Source organism: Achromobacter ruhlandii (assembly GCF_902859695.1).
GTDB lineage: Bacteria > Pseudomonadota > Gammaproteobacteria > Burkholderiales > Burkholderiaceae_B > Achromobacter > Achromobacter ruhlandii.
In genome coordinates this window covers 22,098-40,430 of sequence record NZ_CADIJL010000012.1, presented here as the reverse complement: position 1 = coordinate 40,430, position 18,333 = coordinate 22,098, and the positions used below count along the sequence as shown (strand labels likewise).

At 66.4% G+C, this 18,333-nt stretch carries 24 protein-coding genes; 22 read left to right on the top strand and 2 right to left on the bottom strand.

All coding sequences use genetic code 11. The features are described from left to right. Positions 1-300: 300 nt before the first annotated feature. The 20 genes from HV742_RS16305 to HV742_RS16210 all read left to right on the top strand — a co-directional run bounded on the left by HV742_RS16305 (position 301) and on the right by HV742_RS16210 (position 16,200). The gene (locus tag HV742_RS16305) at positions 301-558 is read left to right on the top strand and encodes a hypothetical protein (RefSeq protein ID WP_049072531.1); all 258 of its coding nucleotides are present in this window, start codon (positions 301-303) and stop codon (positions 556-558) included. Positions 559-1,595: 1,037 nt separating this feature from the next. Next, positions 1,596-2,189 (top strand): phage neck terminator protein, encoded by a 594-nt coding sequence (locus HV742_RS16300; protein ID WP_049072533.1) that lies wholly within the window; start codon positions 1,596-1,598, stop codon positions 2,187-2,189. A 10-nt stretch (positions 2,190-2,199) separates the two neighbouring features. Further along, complete coding sequence (locus tag HV742_RS16295) at positions 2,200-3,675, top strand: DUF3383 domain-containing protein (protein WP_063580438.1); 1,476 nt, start codon at positions 2,200-2,202, stop codon at positions 3,673-3,675. 13 nt (positions 3,676-3,688) lie between these two features. After that, positions 3,689-4,129, top strand: coding sequence for a tail tube family protein (locus HV742_RS16290; protein ID WP_006388470.1), 441 nt, complete (start codon positions 3,689-3,691; stop codon positions 4,127-4,129). 3 nt (positions 4,130-4,132) lie between these two features. After that, positions 4,133-4,582, top strand: a complete 450-nt coding sequence (locus tag HV742_RS16285; protein ID WP_049072535.1) for a phage tail assembly chaperone — start codon at positions 4,133-4,135, stop codon at positions 4,580-4,582. Between the two features lie 26 nt (positions 4,583-4,608). Continuing rightward, positions 4,609-4,767, top strand: a complete 159-nt coding sequence (locus HV742_RS16280; RefSeq protein ID WP_006393814.1) for a DUF6889 family protein — start codon at positions 4,609-4,611, stop codon at positions 4,765-4,767. Beyond that, positions 4,760-6,436, top strand: coding sequence for a phage tail tape measure protein (locus HV742_RS16275; RefSeq protein ID WP_175145901.1), 1,677 nt, complete (start codon positions 4,760-4,762; stop codon positions 6,434-6,436). Before HV742_RS16280 ends, HV742_RS16275 begins: the two co-directional genes overlap by 8 nt. After that, positions 6,429-7,028 (top strand): phage baseplate protein, encoded by a 600-nt coding sequence (locus HV742_RS16270; RefSeq protein ID WP_175145900.1) that lies wholly within the window; start codon positions 6,429-6,431, stop codon positions 7,026-7,028. Before HV742_RS16275 ends, HV742_RS16270 begins: the two co-directional genes overlap by 8 nt. A 9-nt stretch (positions 7,029-7,037) precedes the next feature. Beyond that, positions 7,038-7,337, top strand: coding sequence for a phage baseplate plug family protein (locus tag HV742_RS16265; protein ID WP_054501319.1), 300 nt, complete (start codon positions 7,038-7,040; stop codon positions 7,335-7,337). Position 7,338: 1 nt separating this feature from the next. Beyond that, positions 7,339-8,367 carry a phage protein gene (locus HV742_RS16260; RefSeq protein WP_254601149.1) on the top strand — a complete coding sequence of 343 codons (1,029 nt, stop codon included), beginning with the start codon at positions 7,339-7,341 and terminating at the stop codon, positions 8,365-8,367. Positions 8,368-8,401: 34 nt separating this feature from the next. Continuing rightward, positions 8,402-9,145: a Gp138 family membrane-puncturing spike protein gene (locus HV742_RS16255; protein ID WP_068980169.1), complete on the top strand. Its 744-nt coding sequence runs from the start codon at positions 8,402-8,404 to the stop codon at positions 9,143-9,145. An 8-nt stretch (positions 9,146-9,153) separates the two neighbouring features. Further along, complete coding sequence (locus HV742_RS16250; RefSeq protein ID WP_175145899.1) at positions 9,154-9,507, top strand: contractile injection system sheath initiator; 354 nt, start codon at positions 9,154-9,156, stop codon at positions 9,505-9,507. Then, complete coding sequence (locus tag HV742_RS16245) at positions 9,504-10,685, top strand: baseplate J/gp47 family protein (RefSeq protein ID WP_049072544.1); 1,182 nt, start codon at positions 9,504-9,506, stop codon at positions 10,683-10,685. Before HV742_RS16250 ends, HV742_RS16245 begins: the two co-directional genes overlap by 4 nt. 1 nt (position 10,686) lies before the next feature. Further along, on the top strand, positions 10,687-11,352 hold the full coding sequence (locus tag HV742_RS16240; protein WP_175145898.1) for a DUF2612 domain-containing protein: 666 nt from the start codon (positions 10,687-10,689) through the stop codon (positions 11,350-11,352). 14 nt (positions 11,353-11,366) lie between these two features. After that, the gene (locus HV742_RS32285) at positions 11,367-12,398 is read left to right on the top strand and encodes a tail fiber protein (RefSeq protein ID WP_054417651.1); all 1,032 of its coding nucleotides are present in this window, start codon (positions 11,367-11,369) and stop codon (positions 12,396-12,398) included. 11 nt (positions 12,399-12,409) lie between these two features. Continuing rightward, on the top strand, positions 12,410-12,859 hold the full coding sequence (locus HV742_RS16230) for a tail fiber assembly protein (RefSeq protein ID WP_063589448.1): 450 nt from the start codon (positions 12,410-12,412) through the stop codon (positions 12,857-12,859). A gap of 191 nt (positions 12,860-13,050) precedes the next feature. Then, positions 13,051-13,512 (top strand): hypothetical protein, encoded by a 462-nt coding sequence (locus tag HV742_RS16225; protein ID WP_049072550.1) that lies wholly within the window; start codon positions 13,051-13,053, stop codon positions 13,510-13,512. Continuing rightward, positions 13,502-14,032 carry a hypothetical protein gene (locus HV742_RS16220; RefSeq protein ID WP_175145897.1) on the top strand — a complete coding sequence of 177 codons (531 nt, stop codon included), beginning with the start codon at positions 13,502-13,504 and terminating at the stop codon, positions 14,030-14,032. The genes HV742_RS16225 and HV742_RS16220 overlap by 11 nt, the downstream gene beginning before the upstream one ends. Continuing rightward, positions 14,013-14,285 carry a hypothetical protein gene (locus HV742_RS16215; protein ID WP_175145896.1) on the top strand — a complete coding sequence of 91 codons (273 nt, stop codon included), beginning with the start codon at positions 14,013-14,015 and terminating at the stop codon, positions 14,283-14,285. The genes HV742_RS16220 and HV742_RS16215 overlap by 20 nt, the downstream gene beginning before the upstream one ends. A gap of 340 nt (positions 14,286-14,625) precedes the next feature. Continuing rightward, a complete protein-coding gene (locus HV742_RS16210) occupies positions 14,626-16,200 on the top strand; it encodes a sensor domain-containing diguanylate cyclase (protein ID WP_059269672.1) in 1,575 nt (524 codons plus the stop codon). Positions 16,201-16,242: 42 nt separating this feature from the next. Here the strand turns inward: HV742_RS16210 and HV742_RS16205 are convergent, their stop codons facing one another. Then, a complete protein-coding gene (locus HV742_RS16205) occupies positions 16,243-16,485 on the bottom strand; it encodes a 6-phosphofructokinase (protein WP_068952388.1) in 243 nt (80 codons plus the stop codon). A gap of 171 nt (positions 16,486-16,656) precedes the next feature. Here HV742_RS16205 and yddG point away from each other — a divergent pair, with 171 nt between their 5' ends. Beyond that, positions 16,657-17,565 carry an aromatic amino acid DMT transporter YddG gene (gene yddG, locus HV742_RS16200; protein WP_175145895.1) on the top strand — a complete coding sequence of 303 codons (909 nt, stop codon included), beginning with the start codon at positions 16,657-16,659 and terminating at the stop codon, positions 17,563-17,565. Positions 17,566-17,622: 57 nt separating this feature from the next. On the opposite strand, the gene HV742_RS16195 is transcribed toward yddG, so the two are convergent. Beyond that, positions 17,623-17,814, bottom strand: a complete 192-nt coding sequence (locus HV742_RS16195) for a hypothetical protein (protein WP_049072557.1) — start codon at positions 17,812-17,814, stop codon at positions 17,623-17,625. A 257-nt stretch (positions 17,815-18,071) separates the two neighbouring features. On the opposite strand from HV742_RS16195, the gene HV742_RS16190 reads away from it, so the two are divergent. Further along, the gene (locus HV742_RS16190) at positions 18,072-18,308 is read left to right on the top strand and encodes a hypothetical protein (protein ID WP_049072559.1); all 237 of its coding nucleotides are present in this window, start codon (positions 18,072-18,074) and stop codon (positions 18,306-18,308) included. Positions 18,309-18,333 lie beyond the last annotated feature (25 nt).

Below are 18,333 nucleotides of genomic sequence, written 5' to 3'. Positions count from 1 at the left end.
TACCCGAAAGTACAGTAGCGATTCGCTGTTGATTTTTGGGTAGCGACTCGCTACCATTGATTTCATCCTGGAGATAGTCGGGCCGGCCGCAAGTCATCGTGCAGATGGCCCGCGGTTCATACGGATGCGGCGGGGCTCGCCGTCGCGTCCGTGGTGATCGGGGGGAACCGGCAGATGTGACCCATCATCGCTACCCAGGTAGCGATTACCCGCCGCCGACCTTCTCGGGAATATGACGAACGGCAAACTTGCATCAAGGAAAAAAAGCATGGACAAGCGTCTTGGCGGGGAGGCATCCCAATGAAATATGCAACCGAAGTGCTGGATCTCATGGCGGCGGCGCCGGGGCGTCCGTGGCGCATGGCGGACCTGGTGCGCGGCGCGTCCGGCGCGCGCGAGCTGACGCGGCGTGAACGCAACGCGATGCGACAGGCGATCCTGCGGGTGCTCGAAGCCTTGCACGAGGGCGGCCAGGTGGCCCGCATCGAGCACGCCCGCAACTCGCTGACCTACGTCTGGGGCGAAGTGCGACGCGAGGGGGATTGCCTGCGCGCCTGATGGGGCGGCAGAATGCATCCATGTCGTCGCGTCACCCGCCGACGATCCGTCCAAGCGCCGACGCGCTGGCACGCAGCAGAAACAGGCCCGCTCAAACCGCGGGCCTTTTTTATGAGAGGGTACGTTCGTGCGAAGGCGCCATTCATGATGCGGCGTGAGGCGGGGCCGTGCCAGGCACGCACCAGGCATGCACCAGGCACATACCCCGGGCAGACACCCGGCGCGCACCAGCTACATACCAGGTACCAGGCACACGGCAGACACACGCCAGACACACGCCAGACACATCTGGCACCCGTCTGGCACCCGTCTGGCACAAGCCAGGCTCACGCGAAACGCCCGCCGGATAACGCTGCAACGCGGTGCGACATGCGGGGATTGCTTCGGCGGCAGGTGTTGCGCCACAATTCGGTCATGGCGTCGCGGTTCACGCCGACGGACTCTCCAGGCAGCAGCAAGCCCGCAACAAGCAACAGGCAGGCAAGCGACAAGCAAGCAGCAATAAGCAAGCAACATACAAACAAGCCAGCAGCAAGCAACAAACAAGCCAGCAGCAAGCAACAAACAAGCAAGCAACAAACCAACCAGGCCCGCCGACAGCGGGCCTTATTTATGAGAGGGTACGTGCGCCCGGCCAACGCGCCGGAAGACGGTTGAATCGCCGGATGCGCGTCCCCCACGTTCTTTGCAGTTCCCCGATACAGGCTCGCCGCAGGCGGGCCTTTTTCATTTGCGCGCCCCGCGTTCTCTTCGAGAGCGCGGGGCGTTTTGTTAGGCGCCGCCCGCAAGGCGGGGCCCAGCGGCCTGCCGCCTCGCCGTTCCTTCCATGACCGGGCCTTTCTCCCGCCCGCGGTGACCTGGAATGGCTCGAGGCGGCAGCCCGGTGGGCGACAGCCGGAATCCGCCGCAACCCGGCCGCACGCATCACGCAACGCGGCACCGCGCCGATGGCGCAGCAAAGTCGGCGTTCCGCCTCCAGGCCTCTGGATTCCCCCAAACCCGCCCTCGGGCATCTCAACACGACAAAGGAGCGACGCATGGCGAACAGTTCGGCCACCGGCGGCTACCTGGCGCCGATCGCCATTTCTCCGCCCCTGGAGGATGCCGAGCTCGAGGCGCTGTTCCAAGGGTTCATCGCCGGCGTGGCCGGCCTGCCCCTTGACCTGGTTCGTACGCGCTGGCCTGCCGCCGGCGTGGAACCGCCCGCGCAGACCGAGACCTGGTGCCTGATGGACATCCGGTCGCAAACCGCGGACGCCGGTCCGGTCGTCACCCACGACCCGGCCGGGGAAGGATCTGATTCATACGTTCGGCACGAACACATCGAGGTGCTTTGCTCGATGTTCGGGCCGCGCGCGCTGCGCCACGCGGCGCTGCTGCGCGACGGCGCCGCCGTGCCGCAGAACCGCGAGCCCTTGCTGGCGCAAGGCATGGCGGTGAGCGGCGCGGGGCCGATCGTGGCCATGCACGAACTGGTGAATCAGCAGTGGATACGGCAGTTCGACATGACCCTGCGTTTTGCGCGCCGGGTCGCGCGCAGCTATCCGGTCCTGAATCTCCTGTCGGCGCAAGTCACGACGCATGCCGCGTCGCTGTCCCCGACGGACAACATCAACCACCTTGCAGATTAAGGGATTTACCATGGCTAATGGATTGCCGGTATCACGCCTGATCAACGTCACGATCAACATGTCGCCGCTCGCGGCGCAAGGCGCGAGCCTGAACACCGCGCTGCTGCTGGGCTCGTCCGCGGTCATCGACACCGGCGAGCGCATGCGCTCCTATGGCGGCATCGACGCCGTCGCCGCCGACTTCGGCACCGGCGCGCCCGAGTACCGCGCGGCCCTGCTGTATTTCCAGCAGACGCCCCAACCCTCGCAGTTGTACATCGGCCGCTGGGCCAAGGGCGCGACCTCGGCCACGCTGCGCGGCGCCGTGCTGTCGGCCGCCGAGAAGCAGATGTCGGCCTGGACCGCGGTGACCGCGGGCGCCTTCACGCTGACCGTCGACGGCACCGCCAAGACGGTTAACGGCCTGGACTTCTCCGGCGCCACCAACCTGAACGGGGTCGCCGCGATCATCTCGACGGCCCTGGCGTCGGCCTCGGTGCTGTGGAACGGCGCGCAGTTCGTCGTGACCTCGAACACCTCCGGCGCGACCTCGACGCTGGGCTACGCCACGGCCGCGGGCACCGGCACCGACATCTCGTCGATGCTGGGCCTGACCGCGGGCAAGGCCTCGACGCCCGTCGCCGGCATCGTCGCCGAAACGCCGGTGGACGCCGTGTCGCTGTTCCTGGACCGCTTCGCCAACAAGTTCCTGGGCCTGGCCTTCGCCGACGCCGACATCACCGACGCTCAGCACCTGGCCGTGGCCGGCCTGATCGAGGCCGACCAGCGCCATCTGTACGGCGTGTCGACCCAGGCGCCGCAGGTGCTCGATCCGACCCACCACGACGACATCGCCAGCCAGCTGAAGGCGCTGAAGTACAAGTACTCGATCGTGCAGTTCTCCAGCGCCAGTCCGTACGCGGTGGCCTCGCTGCTGGGCCGCCTGCTGACGGTGAACTTCAACGCCAACAACACCACCATCACGCTGATGTACAAGCAGGAACCCGGCATCGTCGCCGAGACCCTGACCAGCAGCCAGGCCGATACGCTGGCCGCCAAGAACTGCAACGTGTTCGTCAACTACGACAACGACACGGCCATCATCCAGTACGGCGTGACGCCCAGCGGCATCTTCATCGACTCGGTCTACAACGCGATCTGGTTCCGCAATCGCGTCCAGACCGACGTCTACAACCTGCTGTACACCAGCCCGACCAAGGTGCCGCAGACCGACGCCGGCAACCAGCTGATCGCCTCGGTGATCGAGGCCGCGTGCGAGGCCGCCGTCAACAACGGCTACCTGGCCCCGGGCGTGTGGAACTCGGCCGGCTTCGGCGCCCTCAAGCAGGGCGACACGCTGGCCAAGGGCTACTACGTCTACGCGCCGGCGATCGCCACCCAGTCGCAGGCCGACCGCGAAGCGCGCAAGGCCGTCCCGTTCCAGGTCGCCGCCAAGGAAGCCGGCGCCATCCACACCGTCGACGTTCTGGTCACGGTCAACCGCTAAACAGGAGTAGCAGATGTCTACCTATTCGTTCGCTGATATCAGCGCCAGTCTCGTGGGCCCGGGCGGGGCGATCTCGCTGGGTTCCGGCTCGGGCGTGGCCGATGAAGGCATCGCCATCGCCGCCAAGGGCGAAAAGAGCGCCATGACGGTGGGCGCCGATGGCGAAGTCATGCACACGCTGCGCGCCGACAAGAGCGGCACCGTGACGCTGAGCTACCTGAAGACCTCGCCCGTCAATGCCCAGCTGCAGGCGCTGTACGACGCCCAGTCGCTGGACAGCCGCCTGTGGGGCAAGAACCTGATCACCATCACCAATCCGGCCACGGGCGACGTGACGGCGTGCCGTTCGTGCGCCTTCAGCAAGAAGCCCGACCTGACCTACAAGAAGGACGGCGACGTGGTGAAGTGGACCTTCGACGCCGCGAAGATCGACACGATCCTGGGAACCTACTAAGCCATGTCGCAGGAACTTGATCTGAACGGCCACCGGTACTCCATCGGGAAACTGAGCGCCAAGCAACAGTTCCACGTGTCGCGCCGCATCGCTCCGATCGTTCCTACGCTGATCCCCGTGTTCGTCCGCCTCGCGGCGGGCGGCCGCGGGATCACCGAGGACCCGGGCGGCTTGGCCGATGTCCTGCAACCGCTGGCCGACGGCCTGGCGGCGATGAAGGACGAGGACGCCGACTATGTGCTGGACACCTGCATGCAGGCGGTCCAGCGCCGGCAGGAGCATGGCTGGACCGCCATCTGGTCGGCCAGCCAGCGCGTGCCGATGTTCCAGGACATCGACCTGGCGGTGATGCTGCCGCTGGCCGTGCGCGTCATCGTGGCAAGCCTCGGGCCTTTTATTCAAGGGCTGCTTACCAGCCAGACCGGCAGCCCCGAGGCGACACAGGCTGGCTGAAGAGCCTGCCCGGTGGCGAGGACTGGTTGCTGGCGCCGGTCCTCGAGGGGCTCTGCAAGTACGAGTCCCTCAAGGACGGCACCCTGGACCTGGCCGACATCGCGCTGCTGAACGACGCGTTGTCGGTGCGGGCAGACAACAAGGCGGAAGCGTACCGCCGCCACATGGCAGAAAAAAATGGCTAATACAACCGTGCCCATCGACCCGTCGGGGTTGATTGGCATATTCAAGATCGACAAGGACGACCTGAAGGACCTCAAGCAGGCGATCGGCGACTCGCGCAAGCAGAGCCTGGCCGACGCGCTGGCGGTGTTCGCGGGGCGGGCCAAGAGCGTTGTCGACTTCGCCGAAAACAAGATCGCCCAGTTCGAGCAAGGCTATTTCGCCGCCAAGCTGGGCGGCACATCGGGCCGGGACATGCGGGCGCTGGAGACGGTGGCGCAGGACTTCGGTGTCTCCGTCGAAGCAATGCGCAACAGTACCCAGGCGCTGCACCGCAACGTGCGCGACGATCCCAAGATCGCCGCGCTGCTGGAACAGCTGCACATCTCGTCGAGCGATGGCGCGGGCGCCCAGCGCAACAGCGCCGACCTGATGCTGGAGCTGAGCGACGCGCTCAAACGCATGGATCCGGCGCAGGCCCGGGCGACGGGCCAGGGCCTGGGGCTGGACCCAGGCGTCATGGAAGCCCTGCGCGATCCCGGGTTCGGGCAGCGCCTGTCGGCGCAGCGCGATACCCAGGAAAACAGCACCGTCGAAGCGGCCGGTGAACGCGCGCACCAGCTGATGGGCACCGTCCGTGAATTGAGCGCCTCCGTCAACGCGATGTTCGCGCAGGCGCTCCTGACGATGGGCCCGAAGCTGCAGGAGACGCTCGACGGTATTTCGGCCTGGTTCAAGGAGAACGGCCAGACGGCCGGCAAGCGGCTGGGCGAGGTCGGCAATTTCGTGCTGTCGATCATGTCGTTGCTGGGACCGGTGATCAGCCTGATCACCTGGCTCGACGGGCTGACCGGGGGCCTGAGTTCGCAGCTCCTGGTGCTGGTCGGCGGCTTCCTGATGCTGGGCGGCGGTGGCGTGGTGGGGGCCTTGATGGGCCTGGTCTCGCGACTGGGCGGCATGCGCTCGATCATTGGCGGGCTGGGCACGCAGCTGGCCTCGCTGCCTGGCCGGATCAGCGGTCTCATGAGCCGGGCCTGGACGGCGACCAGCAACTTCGTGGGCGGCGTGTTCGGCAGAATGACCTCGATGGGACGGACGGCCGTCACCCAGATGGGCAACATGGCCAGCGCGGTCTGGTCCTGGATGGGCAACATGGCCGCGCGCGGGGGGGCGTTGGTGGTCGACAGCGTCAAGGCGGCCGGCGCCATCGCGTTGCAATGGGGGCAGTCACTGTGGGCCTCCGCCGGCTCGTGGATCGGCCGCATCGTCGATGGCGCCAAGAGCCTGGCCCGCGGCGTGGCGATATCGCCGGTGGCGGTGGGGGTGGGACTGGCCCTGTATCCCCGCACGCTTGGGGACGGCACGCTGAAGTCGCTGCAAGGCGACGGGCGTTTCGGCCTCGGGCAAGCGGAGCCGGATTTCAACGGGGCCGGCGGCAGCTGGCAACCGCCTCCCATGGACGGCGCCCGGATCGAACCGTGGCGCGATTACCACTCCGGCTTCGCGCTTGGCGAAGCGGGGGGCGCCGCGCTGGCGCCGGCGGCCGCCGCCGCGCCGGTGTCGGTCAATGCCACCACCACCATCTACGTCAACGGGTCGGCCGACCCCGGCGCGACCGGAGCGGCCGTGGCCAATCAACAAAGCCGGGTCAACGCCGACCTGACGCGCAACCTGCAGGGGTCCTATGACTGACACGAATTTCACGGGCGCCGACATGGTGGGCCTGCTGTCGAAGAAGATCGGCGACATTGTGGTGCAGGCGACCATCACCGAGTCGCACGACGATACGCTGAAGATCACTAGCCACCCGGTGGAGTCGGGCCCCTATGGCCGCTCGGCGATCAGCGACCATGCCTTCAAGCTGCCGCTGTCGCTGACCATGAAGTGCGCCTGGAGCAACGCCTCGTACGAGGCGTTGCGCGGCGCCCGGGCCAGGGACGTGGCCAATGGCAAGGCGGCCGCCGACGACTACGCCACCGCGATCTACTCGCAACTGCTCAATCTGCAGGAGTCGCGCGAGCCGGTGGATGTGATTACCAGCCGGCGCCGCTACAGCAGCATGCTGATAGAGAAGATCGCGGTCGAGAACAGCCGGGAGACCTCCGGCGCCGTGTTCGCGACCGTGACGCTGCGCGAAGTGATCGTGGCGCAGACCCGCAGCACGTCGCTGCCGCCCTACGCGCACCAGAAAGAGAAGGAAAAGACCGCGGACAGGCAGAACCTGGGCGTGAAAGCGTCCCGGCCCGCGGCCGCGCCCAACGGCGGCTCGCTGCATTGGAACTAGGAGATCCGCATGAACTACTTCGAGATACCTCTGTCGCCGATTCCGCAGGTGTTCGCCATCTCGCTGGGCGGTGACGACTACCGGCTGACGCTGCAGTATCGCGAGGGCTGGATATTGGACGTGGCCGATGACCTCGGCCAGCCGCTGGTGTCCGGCATTCCGCTGGTGACGGGCCTGAACCTGCTGGGGCAATACCGGCACCTGGGCTTTGCCGGGGGCCTGCGCGTGACCGGGGCGGAGTCGCCCGACGACGCGCCGACGGCCACCGACCTGGGCCGTGGCGCCAAGCTCTACTGGGTGGCGGACTGACATGGCAGACACGACCACAATGGAGCCGATCGCCGTATACGGCGATCCGGTCGATGACGATGAGGGCGTGCGCCAGTGGGGCCGGAAGGTCTCGCTGATCGTCGGCGACGAGGAGGCGCTGGATCTGTCGGCGCTGAGCTTCAGCTTCGGCATCAAGCGCAACGACGCCAAGTCCCCCAACACCGCCACCATCAAGGTGATGAACGCCAGCCGTGAAACCGCCAGCCTGGCGCAGCGCGAATTCACCCGAGTGGTGCTGCAGGCCGGCTATGAAGGCAATTACGGCGTGATCTTCCACGGCAACGTGGTGCGCGCCAAATGGGGCGGCTCGGGTGACACCGAGACCGTGCTGGAAATCACCGCGGCCGATGGCGACAAGGCCTACAACTTTGCGGTGGTCAACGCCACCGTGCCCAAGGGCAGCGACCGCGCCGACAAGGTGCGGCTGCTGTGCTCGGCCATGAACCCATACGGCGTGCGCCAGGGCTACGTGCCCGACCTGGGCGGCAAGAAGTCGATCCGCGGGGCCGTCATGTCCGGCATGGTGCGGGACTACCTGCAGGATGTCTGCGGCAGTGCGAACACCTTGTGGAGCATCCAGGACGGCAAGGTGGTGGTGGTTCCCGAAACCGCCTATGTGCCGGGCTCGGTGCCCGTGCTGTCCCACGACAGCGGCCTGGTCGGCATGCCGGAGCAGACCGAGAAGGGCATCAAGCTGCGGATGCTGCTCAACCCCAGCATCCGCGTGGGCGGGCTGGTCAACCTGGACAACAGCCGGATCGCCGAGTATGGCTTCCAGGCCCGTTCCGAGCGCAAGGACGCGAACGAGATCGATCGCGCCGAGCAGCGCCGCATCAGCGGCGATGGCTACTACTACGTGATGGAAGTCGAGCACCGCGGCAATACGCGCGACGACGAGTGGTACACGGAGGTCCTTTGCCTGGCCACCGACGCCACCCTGTTTCCCGGCGACCTGGGACGGGCCGGCGCCGAGGGCGACGCGGCCAAGCCAGCCGCCGTCGTCAAGTAGCGCGCGGTCCGGCCCTATCCCTGCAGGAAGATTCATGAACCGACTTGAGACTTTGAACGATCCGCAAGCCGCGATCGGCGCGGCGCTGCATGGCGCGCTGGCGCAGACCTGGACCGCCATGCCGGCGATCATCGGCGCCTTCGATCCGGTGGCGATGACGTGCACGGCGCAACCGGCCATCCGCGCGCGGGTCAAGACACCCGAGGGCCGGCAGCACAGCCTGGCGTTGCCGTTGCTGGTGGATTGCCCGGTGTATTTCCCCTCGGGCGGCAATTGCACGCTGACCTTTCCGGTCAAGCCGGGCGATGAGTGCCTGGTGGTGTTTGCCTCGCGCTGCATCGACGCCTGGTGGCAATCCGGCCAGGTACAGGACCAGGCCGAAATGCGGATGCATGACCTGTCCGACGGCTTCGTCTACGTGGGCGTGCGCTCGCAACCCCGCGTGCTGCCGGCGGTCAGCACCAGCGCGACCCAGCTGCGCAGTGACGATGGCACGACTTTCCTGGAGCTGGACCCGGCCGCCGGCAAGGTGAAGATCGTGGCGCCCGGCGGTTTCGATGTGGTTGCGCCGGTATCCGAGTTTTCCGGGCAGGTGCTGGTCAACGGACTGTTGAGCTACCTGGCGGGACTGGTCGGCAGCGGCGGCCAGGGCAATACCGCCCAGATCACCGGCGTGCTGAACGTGATCGGCCAGATCCTCGCCAACGGCAAACGGGTCGACGACACCCATACCCATACCGCGCAGGGCGCCAATGCGGTGACCACGCCACCCAACTGAGGATTCCTATGCGTTACCGAAAACTGGACGCCGATGGCGACTATTCGTTCGGCTCGGCACGGGCCGATTTCCACCGCGATACGGCGCAGGCCGTGGCCCAGGCTGTCAAGACCCGGCTGATGCTGGCGCGCGGCGAGTGGTTCCTGGACGTGACCGAAGGCACGCCCTGGAACGGCGAAGTGCTGGGCAAGCAGCCGCGCGCCAGCTACGACTGGGCCATCCGCCAGCGCATCCTGGGCACGGCAGGTGTCATCGACCTGGCCGAATACTCGAGCCGGCTCGACCCGCAAACACGCGGCTTGAGCGTGACGGCATCCATTTCAACCCTTTATGGCACGGCCACTGTGCAGGCGGCATTATGACGATTCTATCCACGGCCCCGGTCATCGACGCCACGGGCATCCGTGCGCCGAGTTATGGCGAGGTGCTGCAGTATTTCAAGGAGCAGTACCGCGGCATCTACGGCGCCGACACCTATCTAGAGGCGGACAGCCAGGACGGCCAGTTGCTGGCCGTGTTCGCCCTGGCCATCCATGAGGCCAATACCGCGGCGATCAACGTCTACAACGCGTTTTCGCCCGCCACCGCCGCCAACGCGGCGTTGTCGAGCAACGTCAAGATCAACGGCCTGGCGCGGGGCGTGGCCACGCGCTCGTCGGTGGACCTGCGCATTGTCGGGCAAGGCGGCGTCACCATCGTCGATGGCGTCGCCACCGATGCCGACCGCGGCCGCTGGCTGTTGCCGGCCAGCGTGACCATCCCGCCGGGCGGCGAGATCACTGTCACGGCGCAATCCCAGGCGCTGGGCGCCGTGACCGCGGCGGCGGGCAGCATCAACCAGATCGGCACGCCGACGCTGGGCTGGCAGTCGGTCTCGAATCCGGCGGCCGCGACGCCTGGCGCGCCGGTCGAAAGCGACGCGGCCTTGCGGGTGCGCCAGGCGGTGTCGGTGGCCTTGCCGTCGCGCAGCGTGCTGGAAGGCACGATCGGCGCGGTGGCGTCGGTGCCGGGCGTGCTGCGCCACGCGGCATACGAGAACGACACGGCGGCGGCCGACGCGCACGGCCTGCCGCCGCACAGCATCGCCCTGGTGGTTGACGGTGGCGATGCCGCGCTGATCGCGCAGGCGATCGCCGCCAAGAAGACGCCGGGCACGGGCACCCATGGGACCACCACGGTAGTCGTGACGGACATCTACGGCATCGCCCATCGCATCCGCTTCTTCCGCCCGACCATCGTGCCGCTTGCGGTCGATGTGCAGATGCGCGCGCTGGCGGGCTACAACACGGCGACGGGGCAGGCGGTGCAGCGGGCAGTGGCGGACTACATCAACGGCGTCGCGATCGGCGGCGGCGCCAGCGCCTCGGTGGAGTGGGCCGATGCCATCTCGGCGGCCAATGGCGTGCCGGGCAACGGCACGTTCAAGATCACCGGCCTGACGTTGCGGGGCCCGGCCGGCAACGGCGTGCCCGATGTGCCGCTGGCCTTCAACGAGGCCGCCGCCGCGACCCCGGACGACGTGAAACTCACGGTGACCTGACATGGCCAATACAGACGACTACATCGCGCGGCTGTCGGCCTACCACCGTGGCAAGCCCAAGTTCACCGCCACCGTGACGGCCCTGTGCGACGCGGCGGCCAGCCTGCGCGAGTTGTACGGTGGCATGCCGGCGGCCTTCGACCTGGACCTGGCCGTCGGCGCGCAATTGGACGCAGTGGGGCGCTGGGTGGGATTGGAGCGCAAAGTCAGCACGCCTATCGCCAACGTGTATTTCTCGCACGACCTGGACGGCCTGGGCTTTGACCAGGGCGTATGGCAGGGACCCTTCGATCCGGACAGCGGCCTGACCGAGCTGGATGACGATACCTACCGCCTGCTGCTGCGCGCCAAGATCGGCGCCAACCACTGGGACGGCACGCTCGAGACCTCGGCCGCCATCCTGGACCGCATCTTCGGTGGCGGCACCCATGTATTCATCCAGGACAACGGCGACATGTCGGTCGACATCGGCGTGGCCGGCGCGCCGCCGTCGGCGCTGTTCCTGGCGCTCCTGACGGGCGGGTACATCCCGCTCAAGCCGGAGGGCGTGCGCATCAGTTACTACGTCATCCCCTCGCAAGAGGGGCCCTTGTTCGGTTTTGACGTTCAAAACCACTACATCTCGGGGTTCGACAGCGGACTCTGGGGTTCGCTTTTTGCCGGTTGAATAAGGACAATTCCGTGGCTATCAATCAAATTCTTCCTTTCGGCACCGTTCCCGGCGCCAATGTGCTCGCTCCCGCCGACTACCAGGCGCTGGCCGCCCGGCTGGGCGGTTTCTCGGCCGGCACGGCCAAATCCAAGGAACTCAACACGGTCTGGCGCCAGGCTTCGTTCGTGGCCGCCATGATCGGCCAGTACATCGCCGACAAGGCTGGTCAGGACGTGCTGGACGACGGCGACCTGGCGGCGCTGCAGGCCAGGTTCGTGGCGGCGCTGGCGGCGTCGCCGGCGTTTACTGGAACGCCGACCGCGCCGACGCCGGCCGCCACTGACAAGAGCACCCGGATCGCAACGACCGCATTCGTGGCGGGCAACTTTCCGCGAATCTATTCGATCGGCGCGCTGCCGACGCAGGACGTCGGTCCCATCATCGTGGCGGAGTGTGCCGAAGTGTGGACATGGGGAACCGCAGCTTTCCATACCGGTTATCGGTCGCCACTGTCCGGGCAGATTGCCTATTTCCCATTCTCGAAGGTGCCTTACGGGTGGATGCGGGCCAACGGCGCGGCAGCCTCGGTCAGCGCCTATGCGGCATTGGCTTCGGCCATCTATTGCGGCGACGCTTTGAATGCGACGGCGCAGGTGGGCTATCGCTGCACCAATGCCGCAGATCCGACGAATACGCGCAGCATCACCGGCGCATACATCGTGCTGCCAGATCTGCGTGGAGAGTTCGTGCGGGGCTGGGACGATGGCCGCGGAGCGGACGTCGGACGGCAATTGGGCTCGAGCCAGCGCGCTTCGCGTGTGATTGGCTCGGTCAGCAACCCTTCCTTTCCGTATCTATCAGGCAGTGGAGAGTGGCGATACAGCACGGATAACGGCAATACCTCGTTCAAGGTGGGGGACGCCTATACGGAGGGGTTTGACATGGTCAGTGGATCCGGTTCGTTCTTGGCCGGGTGGTCCTACACAAATATGGGCACTACGGCCTCGATGGCTTCGGTCCGCCCGCGCAACATCGCGTTGCTTGCGTGCATTAAATATTGAGGGGAACTCTTATGGAAAAAATCGTTTCGCAACTGACTCCCGACGGTTTCTACGTCGGCCCAGCTATCGCAGACATGTCTCCCCTGGAGCCAGGGGTGTTTCTGATGCCGGGTGGGGCCATCGACATCGCGCCGCCCGATCGCCAGGAACCCGGCAAACGCTACAGACTCGAGGATGGTCGTTGGACGGCGCTGGACATCCCGGGTTTCGATTCATCGAGAGAGACGGGATTGCCGAGCGAGGAGCACCAGGATCTGGCTGCCCGTGTCCGGCGGGACGTTTTGTTGGAGCATGCCGGGCTGCGTATGGCGCCATTACAGGATGCTGTCGATCTTGGTATTGCGACGAATGCTGAGCAGGAGTCTCTGACAGCATGGAAGACCTATCGCGTGCACTTGAACCGCGTGCCTGACCAAGCCGGATATCCCGCCGCAATCGATTGGCCCATTGAGCCCGCCTGACATACTGACATACGGGACTGACGGAGAGCAGCGATACACGGGAGCAGAGCACGTGCAGGCACTGGCTGCGCCTGCACGAAAGGGGCGACAGTGTCGCCCACATTTCAATTGGTCCATCCGGCGCGCCCCCGCGGCGCCCGTGATGTTCACGGGAGGCAGCGATGCGCACCGTCGACAGGAGCGGTGTAACCATGGAACCGGCATCTACGGGATTGGGCGGGTTCGCCGCCCTGAAAATTGCGCTGGCTTTCGGCATGCCGGCGGCGATGGCGGCGTTGATCGGCATGTTGCTGATGCCGCCGCGCAGCCCGCGCGAGTTCGTCGCGCGCACCGCCTGTACGGTGGTCAGCTCTTTTCTGTTCGGGCCATTGCTGGCGATCGGCATGATCGCGTGGATGCCCGACATCATGTCGTCCGCCTACTGGATGGCGCAGCGCACCGGGCTGGGCGAGGACGGGCTGTTGGCCATGTTCTACGTGCTCGGCCCCTGCATGCTGCTGGCCGGGCTGCCGGCCTGGTGGGTGCTGGGCGCCTACCTGCGCCTGACCGCCAAGCTGCAGAACCAGGACCTGGTGGATTGGGCGGTGGAGATCCGGCGCAAGACGCTGGGGATGGATACGCAAACGGACAAGGAGGGCAGGCATGACGCTTGACCAGATCATGGATGAGGCGCTGCGGCCGGCGCTGGCGCTGTTGCCGGCGCGCATGGATACGCGCGAGGCGCAATGCATGCTGTTGGCGATCGGCTCGCAGGAGAGCCGCTTCGTGCACCGGCGCCAGATCGGCGGACCGGCTCGGGGTTTCTGGCAATTCGAGAAGGGCACGCGCGCCAGCCGCGGCGGGGTGTGGGGGGTATTCCTGCACGCCGCGAGCAAGGCGCCCCTGGTCGTGCTGTGCCAGGCGCGCGGCGTGGCCTGCGATCCGGACGCGATCCACGCCGCGCTCGAGCGTGACGATGTGCTGGCGGCGGGCGTTGCGCGCCTGTTGCTCTGGACCGACCCGAAGGCATTGCCGCCGGTTGGCGATGCGGTCGCGGCCTGGGCGCTGTATCTGCGCACCTGGCGTCCGGGCAAGCCCAAGCCGGACAGCTGGCCCGCCCTGTATTCACAGGCGGTGGCGGCCGTGCGGGCCCGGGCGGACAGGAGCGCGACCCATGTTGCAGGTGTGGATTAAGCGGGGCCTCGGCGTAATGGCGGCAGTGCTGGCGGGCCTGGCCGCCATTGCCGGGGTTTATTGGCGGGGGCGGGCCATGGGCCGGGCGCGGGAACGCTCGGACAATGCGGCCCGCCTCCAGGAGCGGGCCGGCCAGGCTCGCAGGGAGGCCAGGGATGTGCAGGAAAAGGTGGCTCGCAGCGATGACGACGCCGTGGCTGATCGCCTCAAGTCTGGGTGGGTGCGCGCCGCTCCCCCCTCGGACCGGGATTGAGTATTGCGATCATGCGCGGCCGGTGTATTTCAATTCCTCGGCCGAAGTCGATGCCACGCCAGCGGCCATTCGCCGCCAGATACTCGAACATAACGAGATGGTTGCCCGGCTCTGTTTTTGAGGTAAATTGGGGACGCGACTTTTCCGTTGCGGGCACATCCGATTGCCGGCGCCGGTTCAAGGGCGGATGGACACGTCGCGGTCTGGTTCTGCAATAATTTCTGGTTTGCCGTGCTGCCGGGTTCCGGTCCGGCCGATAGTTCCAGGAGACGCGCCATGGGTCAGAAAGTGCAGTGTCGGCAAGCGCTTTGCGCCGCGCAAAAGCGCCAGGAAAAATAATATGGCTGATGGCGAAAGCCTGGTCGCCACGCAGGTTCGCCCGCGCTACCGGTATTCGATGCGAGCCGGTTTGCTGGTGCTGGTGTTCGCCTGTATCGCGCCGGCCCTGATGGTGGCCTCGGTCGCGGTCTATGAAAGCTACCAGATCCAGCGCGAGCGGATTTTCCGCGACACGATTTTCCTGGCGCGCAATCTGACCGCCATCCTCGACCGTGAAATGACCGGGGTCGAGGCCGGTGTGCAGATATTGGCTTCGTCGCCCGACCTGCTCGCAGGGGATCTGGCGGGATTCCACCAGCGCGCGCGCGATGCCATCAAGTTCCAGATCGTCGACAGTTATGTGCTGACCGACAAGGATGGCCACCAAGTGGTCAACACGTTGGTGCCTTATGGCACGGCGCTGCCATCCTCGGGCGTGTCGCAGGAGCTGACGCGGGTGTTCCGGGCGCGCGAACCGGTGCTGAGCAGCCTGTTCACGGGGGCGGTCAGCCGGGTCCCCGTCATTGCGCTAGGGGTGCCGGTGGTGCGGGGCGACGAAGTCATCTACAGCCTCAATGTCGGGCTGTCGCCCGAGCGCATCGGCAATGTGCTCGGCCGGCGCGGCCTGCCGGAGGGCTGGGTGGCGGCGGTGCTGGACAGGAGCGGCACCATCATTGCGCGCACCCGCGACGCCGAGAGGTATGTCGGCCAGAAGGCCGTGCCGACGCTGGCGCGGGCGGTGCAGATGGAAAGCGAGGGTTCGCTCGAATCCACCACCAAAGAGGGCACGCCGGTCTACACCGCCTTCAGCCGTTCCACGCTGACCGGCTGGACCATCGCGGCCGGGGCGCCGATGACGCTGGTGACGACCGACCTGTACCGTTCCATCGCCTGGCTGGCGCTGGGCACGCTGACGGCTTTCAGCCTGGGCCTGTGGCTGGCGTTGCGCCTGGCGAATCGCCTGACGTCGGCGGTGCAGGGCCTGGTGGGGCCGGCGCTGGCGCTGGGCGAAGGCCGTACCGTGGAGTTGCCGGCCACGAGCGTCAAGGAGGCCGAAGAGGTTGGCACGGCGTTGTTGCAGGCCTCCCGCATGCTGGCGCACGCGCAGCACCTGGCCCACTACGATCCCCTGACGGGGCTGTGCAACCGGGTGCTTTTCGGCGAACTGGTGCTGCGCGAACTGGCCGTGGCCCAGCGCAGCGGCCAGTCCTTCGCCATCCTGGCAATCGATCTGGACGGCTTCAAGGCCGTCAACGATCTGCATGGGCATGCGGCCGGCGATACCGTGCTGAAAGAGGCCGCTGACCGCATGGCGCGTGCCATCCGGGTGTCGGATGTGGCGGCGCGGTTGGGGGGCGACGAGTTCGCGGTGCTGCTGCTGGAGAGCGACCAGGACGGGGCCCAGGCGGTAGCCGAGGCGCTGGTCGAAAGCCTGTCGCTGCCCTATCCCAAGATCAGGGTGGCGGTGTCGGCCAGTGTGGGGATCGCGGTGTATCCGCAGTCGGGCGTCACCATGCTGCAGTTGCTGGAGCGGGCCGATGTCGCGCTGTATCGGGCCAAGGGCCTGGGCAAGCGGCGGGTGGCATCCGATCGCTGACGCGGTTGATCCCGGCATGCCGCCGGGGCGCCGCGATGCGGTTCAGGCATCGTGGCGCGGCGCCGGCGCGGCCGCGAGCGCGGTCAGCACTTCACCCGATTTCAAGCGGTAGCGCCGTTCGCCCAGGGCGATGACGCGTTCGCCTTCCGTCGTCCTGAGGATGTAGCGAGTGACCGCGGGCGGGCCGGCTTGAGGGTCGGCCTGCGAGAACACTTCGATGCGATAGAGTCGGCCCGCTGCCGTGGCGGCGAGTACGTCGGCCAGTCTGCGTACAGAGATTGTCATGCGGCTTGGTCTCCCTCTTGTTCCTAGTCGGACGGTTGCGCCGCGCGCCGGCATCAATTCCCTGGATGCCGGCCATGCCGCGGCCCTGTTCCCGTTTTCGCTACACTGCGTCGTTCTCGCGCGTGGCCCGGCGCGGCGTATCGGGTGGAAATCGGGTAATCGGAAAAAGTGATGCAACATGCTCCCGGCCGGAATACGGCGACATTCCTGGGACTGATGGCTGTCGTGCTGTGGGGCACCGTCGTCGGCCTGATCCGCAGCGTCAGCGAAAGCTTCGGGCCGATCGGGGGCGCGGCCCTGATCTATACGGTCGGTTCGATCTTCCTGGTGCTGCTGTTGGGATTTCCCCGGCTGCGCACGTTCCCGCGGTCTTATCTTGTGTGCGGCAGCGTCCTTTTCGTGGCCTATGAAATCTGCCTGTCGCTGTCGCTGGGTTTTGCCGCCAACCGCGGCCAGGCGATCGAGCTGGGCATCGTCAATTACCTGTGGCCGTGCTTCACGGTCATCCTGGCGATACTGATCAACGGCCAGCGCGCGGGCGCCTGGGTGGTGCCGGGCATCGCGCTGTCGCTGTGCGGCATCGTCTGGGTGGTCGGCGGCGACGGCGGCGTCTCGTGGCTGCGCGTGGTCGCCAATGTATCGAGCAATCCCCTCAGTTATGGCCTGGCGTTCAGCGGTGCCATCATATGGGCCGTTTATTGCAATGTCACCAAACGCTTTGCCGACGGCAAGAACGGCGTGGCATTGTTTTTCATGTTGACCGCGGCGGCGCTGTGGATCAAATACGCCCTGAGCGCGGAACCGGCGCTGGCATTCAAGGGGGCCGCCGTGCTGGAGTTGTGCGTGACGGGCGGCGCCATGGCGGCGGGCTATGCGCTGTGGAACGTGGGCATACTGAACGGCAATCTGACCTTGCTGGCCACGGCGTCGTATTTCACGCCGGTGCTGTCGACTTTTTTCGCGGCGGTCTGGCTGTCGACGCGCCTGACCGCGACGTTCTGGCAAGGCGTGGCCATGGTCACCGCCGGCTCGTTGATCTGCTGGGCGGCGACACGCGGCCGGCCGGCCCGGGGTGGGTAACCCCCGGGCGTCGAAAAGCGGGATCGATCCCGGTTCAGCCGCGCAGCGGCTGCGCGCTCATTCCAAAACCATGGTCTGGGCCACGGCGTAGCCCAGCGGAATGAGCAACAGGGAAGCGAACAGGGAACTGACAATCGCCGCCGATATCTTCAGCCAGGGCTCGGGCCCCGCGCTTTGAATCGTTTGAATCACCAACGCGACGATACCCACAACCATCAAACAGCTGATTACCACTGCTACGTAAGTCATGTTGTCTCCGTCCTCGCCTGATTAAGGGATTGCGGCGCCGTTGCTACGGTCTAGGTGTTTGGTCTGATTGTGCGCCTGTATTGGGGGGCTTGGCGCTAGGGTTTTCCTGGCCCCCGCCAACCGGTGTGGCGTTTTCGCCGCGCACGCTGCAGCATGAAATCGGTGTGCGGCGCAACATTCCCGCCGTGTCGCGGAGCACGCGCTTTGCGCTACGATGGCGGCGTCGAATCACTCGAATCTCCTCTTGAGGCCGCGAAATGCCGCAACGACTCCGCCCCGGCACGCGCGCCACATTGCAGATCAGGCAATTGCTGCCGGGCGAGTTCGCCTGGATCATCACCTTGCTGGATCCGGATACGGGCAATGTGCGCAGCACCAATTATTCCGAGCGCCGCTACTCCAGCCACGACGAGGCCTCCGCTGCCGGCAAGGCCGCGGTAATGGAATTCCTGGGAAACCAGAACGACGGGGACGCCAAGACGTCCAGGCCCTGAGACCGCTTCCCAATGCCCCCAAAGC